This window comes from Marinagarivorans sp., assembly GCF_982758155.1.
In genome coordinates this window covers 1-5548 of record NZ_CEXWTU010000281.1, presented here as the reverse complement: position 1 = coordinate 5548, position 5548 = coordinate 1, and the positions used below count along the sequence as shown (strand labels likewise).

General features: G+C 46.3%; 6 protein-coding genes and 1 tRNA gene. 6 read left to right on the top strand and 1 reads right to left on the bottom strand.

The genetic code is table 11. The features are described from left to right. The first annotated feature begins 13 nt into the window (after window positions 1-13). The 3 genes from mnmA (at window position 14) to AC3A8L_RS19365 (ending at window position 2015) form a co-directional block, all read left to right on the top strand. Window positions 14-1138, top strand: a complete 1125-nt coding sequence (mnmA, locus tag AC3A8L_RS19375; RefSeq protein WP_487963920.1) for a tRNA 2-thiouridine(34) synthase MnmA — start codon at window positions 14-16, stop codon at window positions 1136-1138. Between the two features lie 54 nt (window positions 1139-1192). Beyond that, window positions 1193-1837, top strand: a complete 645-nt coding sequence (gene hflD, locus AC3A8L_RS19370) for a high frequency lysogenization protein HflD (protein ID WP_487963918.1) — start codon at window positions 1193-1195, stop codon at window positions 1835-1837. A gap of 103 nt (window positions 1838-1940) precedes the next feature. Beyond that, window positions 1941-2015, top strand: a tRNA-Arg gene (locus AC3A8L_RS19365). Here the strand turns inward: AC3A8L_RS19365 and AC3A8L_RS19360 are convergent. Then, window positions 1975-2793, bottom strand: a complete 819-nt coding sequence (locus tag AC3A8L_RS19360) for a methyltransferase domain-containing protein (protein ID WP_487963919.1) — start codon at window positions 2791-2793, stop codon at window positions 1975-1977. The genes AC3A8L_RS19365 and AC3A8L_RS19360 overlap by 41 nt on opposite strands. A gap of 155 nt (window positions 2794-2948) precedes the next feature. Here AC3A8L_RS19360 and AC3A8L_RS19355 point away from each other — a divergent pair, with 155 nt between their 5' ends. The 3 genes from AC3A8L_RS19355 (at window position 2949) to AC3A8L_RS19345 (ending at window position 5461) form a co-directional block, all read left to right on the top strand. Further along, entirely contained in the window at window positions 2949-3149 is a 201-nt protein-coding gene (locus AC3A8L_RS19355; protein WP_487963917.1) for a pyrimidine/purine nucleoside phosphorylase, read from the top strand. A gap of 144 nt (window positions 3150-3293) precedes the next feature. After that, the gene (locus AC3A8L_RS19350; protein WP_487963916.1) at window positions 3294-4289 is read left to right on the top strand and encodes a response regulator; all 996 of its coding nucleotides are present in this window, start codon (window positions 3294-3296) and stop codon (window positions 4287-4289) included. Window positions 4290-4303: 14 nt separating this feature from the next. Next, on the top strand, window positions 4304-5461 hold the full coding sequence (locus AC3A8L_RS19345) for a response regulator (RefSeq protein WP_487963915.1): 1158 nt from the start codon (window positions 4304-4306) through the stop codon (window positions 5459-5461). Window positions 5462-5548: the final 87 nt, after the last annotated feature.

Below are 5548 nucleotides of genomic sequence, written 5' to 3'. Positions count from 1 at the left end.
AGAATTAATCACCATGGCACCCATCCCTCCCAATCAAAACAAAGTTATTGTCGGCATGTCCGGCGGGGTTGACTCTTCTGTTTCGGCATTACTCTTGAAAGAGCAAGGCTTTCAAGTTGAAGGCTTGTTTATGAAAAACTGGGATGAAGATGATGGCACCGAATACTGCACCGCTAAACAAGACCTTGCCGACGCTCAAGCCGTATGCGACAAACTGAAAATCCCACTGCATACCGCCAATTTCTCTGCCGAATATTGGGACAACGTTTTTGAGTATTTTTTAGCCGAATATAAAGCCGGGCGAACGCCAAACCCTGACATTCTCTGCAACCGAGAGATTAAATTTAAAGTCTTTTTACAGTATGCCGAGATGCTAGGCGGAAGCCACATCGCCACCGGCCACTATGCCCGCACAAAAAATGTCGGCGACCATACTCAACTACTCAAGGGTTTGGACCCCAACAAAGACCAGTCTTACTTTTTGCATGCGGTAGGCGGGGAAGAGTTTGCAAAAACACTCTTCCCCATCGGCAACATCGAAAAACCTGAAGTCCGAGCACTCGCCGAGAAACACGACCTGATAACGCACAACAAGAAAGACAGTACAGGCATTTGTTTTATCGGCGAGCGTCGCTTCAAAGATTTTTTGGCGCAATACCTACCAGCCCAGCCGGGAAATATCGTCACTGAAGACGGTAGAATCATCGGCACCCATCAGGGCTTGATGTATCACACTATTGGTCAGCGCCAAGGCTTGGGGATCGGCGGTGTTGCTGGTGCACCAGAAGAGCCCTGGTACGTTGCAATCAAAGATCTTAAAAGTAACGAACTTGTTGTGGTGCAGGGAAAATACCATCCATTGATCATGGCGCAGACACTAACAACTGAAGCCTGCCATTGGATAAACCCAACGACCTTAGAGGCACCAAAAACTTGTAGCGCCAAAACACGCTACCGCCAACCCGACCAGAGTTGTCACATCGAGCCCTTTGCAACAACGAATCACCTGGGGCAATCGGTGAACGGCCTGAAAGTCAGCTTCGGTGAACCTCAGCGAGCAATAACCCCCGGCCAATACGCTGTTTTTTACGATGGTGAGCATTGCCTCGGCGGTGCGATCATCAATGCAGCCCACTAAAAAATCACACAGCACCTTTGCTAGCCAAAATCACACAGAAGATTAAAACGCTCTATGAATTACAGCGCCCCACAAAACCAAGCCATTGCTCTTGCCGGGATGTTTCAGGCCCTACACCTAGTGAAAGAGATCGCTCGAACAGGCTATCTAAACAGTCAAGACTTTGAAACTTGCATCCAGAGCCTGCTTGAAGATAACCCCGAGTCTACGCTAAGTGTTTATAGCAGCCTCGGGCGACTGGAACGCGGGCTTACCACCACCGAAAGCCTGCTCAGCGAAAGCATAGGTAACGAGCAGAAAGATTTAATCAGTTATGCCATTGGCATCAATAATCTGGCGGGTAAATTACTACGCAATAAAAATATGCTCGCGACTGTTGGGAAGCGCTTGAACGACGCCAAACATCAAACGACACATTTTGGCATTAGCCACGACAATGTCATCAGTAATATTGCCGACATCTACAGCAAAACCATCAGTACATTCTCCTACCGCGTTCAAGTGAAAGGGGAATACACCTACCTACAACAACAACGCGTTGCCGACCAAATTCGCGCCTTACTACTCGCCGCAATACGCGCTTCGATCTTGTGGCGACAAAACGGAGGTAGCGTTTGGCGCTTAATACTTGGACGCAACAAGTTACTTAAAGAGATTCAAGCTTTGCTTCAAGAAAGTAAGCGTGAGAATCAACCATAACGGTGATATAAAGTACAAACTTTCAGCGATTACAAGCAACCATTTGGCTCACGGGTTAAAGGTTGCTAGAATTGCGTCCGATTGAGGATAACACCTCAACGCAGTCCCCATAGTTTAATGGATAAAACGAGGCCCTCCTAAGGCTTAGATGTTGGTTCGATTCCAGCTGGGGACGCCATTTTCTTTTGTGCTAACACATGCACATAACGGCCTAATCCACGATAAGGCTCTTGGTTAGACAAGCTCAACTCCAACGCCTCTACCGTCTCATAATCGCGCAGTCTATTTTCTCGATTCAAGATGTAATCATGAAAAACTCTCACCCCACTGTGCGCCAGCGTAGTTAACCCTAGCCGCTCTATCACACCCAGAACGTCCATTGGCGCCAATGGATTGATTGGCGTCAAACTCCCTCTCTGGCCTTTGGTATCGCCCTTCAGCACACGCTTATAATTCGTCCGCAACAGATTTTTAAAGACCAAGCCATGGATATTGTAAAAAAGAAGCGATAGATACCCGCCTGGGCGCACCAGTGCAGCAAGCTTCTCAACCGCCTCTAGCGGATGCTCCAACCACTCCAAAACTGCGTGGCACACCACCAAGTCGCAGCTGTTAGACTCCCTTTCAACACACATTGCCCACAGATCTTGCTGGATAAATGTTGGTGCGATAGCAAAATTCACGCCCGCCGCCTCATTTTTAGCTTTCGCCAGCATCTCCGCAGACACATCAACCAATGTCACATCATGGCCTTGTGTCGCCAGCCATAAACCGAACTGGCCCTGCCCTGCCCCCACATCAAGCACATCTAAGGGGGACGTATTAGGGATAACCCCAAAATCTCTTTCTAATATCGCTAAGCGCAGCTTCCCTTTTGGGGTTTGATAGATATTGCGCGCAAAGCGCTGGGTTAAATCGTCAAAATTGCGATCTTTTTCGGGGTGTTTCGCGGGCATTGCACTCTCTTAGCAAATCTTGGTGGACTATTGCAGCCGTTATTTTACAATGGCGCGCGTTTTATAGAGGAGACAAAAATGATAACTGTAAACGAATATTTTGACGGCAAAGTAAAATCCATGGCTCCGGTTCACTACCTGCCACTATTGGCATCATGCTGGCCGGCGACTATACCTTTGGTACTGAAAAAAAAGAAATAATGTCTGTTGTTCAAGGGGAGCTCACTGTAACGCTACCCGGCGAAAGCGCTCCGCGTACCTTTCGTAACGGACAAGTGTTTGAAGTTCCTGCAAACTCAAGCTTTGACGTAACGGTAGTTATCGATACCGCCTACCTTTGCCAATACTGCGATTAGATCAGCGCTGCGCCTGAAACCATTTCGGCCACTCTTTTTAGCATTCGCTAAAATTTAGTTCAAGTAATGAAGATAGGACGCGGCACATTTCACAACAGAGGCTAGACTTTAAGTGTCACTAAGAACTCGAGCCTCTGTTTTATCATGTCACAGCCTCATATTTTATTCATTGACGATACGCCATCTAACCTGCACATCGCTGAAGCGTATTTAGAAGATGTTGACTGCAAAGTTTACTTTGCAGATTCCGGTCGAGTAGGCATTGAAATTGCCAAGCGGCACGAGCTAGATGCACTGTTCCTCGACATCGAGATGCCTGATCTCGACGGCTTCGAAACCGCGCAAGCAATAAGAAGTTTCTCAACAGCACCGATCATTGCTATGACGGGGCACAACGAGGCCGAGATGAGGACAAAGCTCGCAAGCGCCTCCTTCAACGGTTTTTTGGGCAAGCCCTTTAGCTACGAAACACTCATCGGGCTTATCACCAAATTCACGAGCTTTGAGATCAAAGCGCCAATAAATCTACAGACCAAAACAACCCCTTCCAGCACCACGCAACCACAAGCGGTGTTAGATATGCCAGCCGTGAATATGCGGCTCAAAAACAATACAAAGCTCATCAATAAGATCGTACAGAGTTTTGCCAAAAGCAACACCCACACTTTTAAGGCATTTTGCGAAGCGCTCGATCAAAAAGATTGGCAAACCGCCAAGCGAATTTGCCACACCCTAAAAGGTGGCGGCGGTAACATTGGAGCCACCAAGCTTTCTGAACTCGGCGGCTCATTAGAAAAAATATGCGGGCAACGAGCTCTGCCCTCAAAACAACAAATGAATGAACTGAAAAAACATATTTCACTCACTATCGAAGCCTGTCACCAACACATTGAAATGCAGAACAAAGTCAACACAACAACAGGCACCGCTCAGCACAATCAAGCCCATATAACACAAACATTAGCTTGCGTACTGGAAAATCTAGAATGTGATATCGGCCTAGCCCAAGATAAATTGGATGCCCTGGACGCTGAAACACAAAGCAATGACGACATTAAAGAAATGGTTGACCTTTTTAATCAATTTGAACTTACAAAATTGGCAAACTGTATCGAATCTTACTTGCACAGTCACCCTTGAGCCGAGCCCTGAATATGAGCACTGAAAGCAAAACTCGAATCATGATTGTTGATGACTCTCCCTCCGAGATTCAAGCAACGCTCGGCACACTCAAAGCCCACTTCACAATCAGTGTGGCCACCAGCGGGGAGCAAGCGCTAGAAAACCTTGCCGCCGCAAGTGAAGAAAAAATCCCCGAATTATTATTACTTGATATCAATATGCCCGGCATAGACGGCTATGAAACCTGCCAAAAAATCAAGAGTACTCCAAGCCTACAGCAAATCTCAGTTATCTTTTTCTCAGCCAATGATTCAACACAAGAAATCACTCGAGGCTTTGATGTTGGCGCCAGCGATTATGTCGTTAAGCCTTTTGATGGTGAGGTTTTATTGTCAAAAATAAAAACCGCACTTAAAAACAAAGCACAGCATACAAATCTTACCGTAGCCGCAAAAGCGGCCAACTCTATTGCCATGAGCGCAATGAGAGACTCCGGTGATCTAGGCATTATATTGTCATTCTTACGCGCCTGCTTTGACGTCAACAATACTGAGGAATTAGCACACTGCATCATTGAAGCCTTAACAGGCCTCAATCTAAGCGGCTCCGTGCTACTCTATAACGATACCGAAAGCGCACTTCACAGCAGTAGCAACTCAGCCTCTGAACTTGAAATCACACTACTTCAACGATTAAAAAATAATGGGCCAAGTATTCATGAGCACAACCGGAAATTAATCATCGGTCGCGACGGCATCGCTCTAGTCATCAAAAACTTACCTGAAGACAACGACAACGCATCTCGCCTTAAAGACCACCTAATGACGTTAATTGAAGGCATTCAAAACAAGTTAGCGCACATCCAACAAGCGCAAGAAGGGAAAGCAGCCAAGAACACCAAAGTAAGAGAAACCGTTATTACTGCACATAAAAAACTCACAGCTGTACAAGAACAACAAAAAATCCATAAAGCTGGCAACATAAAAATCTTAGATGAAATGGTGCACGAAGTAGAAGGCTCTTTCTTTGCTCTGGGCCTTACTGATGCGCAAGAAGAACAGCTTTTAAGTCTTTTCACAACGGCAGCAACCAAAGCATTATATCATTTAGAAAAAGGTGTTCTCATCGACCAGAAACTAGAAGGTATTATCAACGAGCTCTCTAAAAGCATTATTAAATACTCAGATTAGGGGCGCATGCCGGAGCCTATATGGACATAGGCCATTAGGGCAGCCCTTTCAAGGTGAAATAAAAACCATCGTGGATTAATTTTCAGC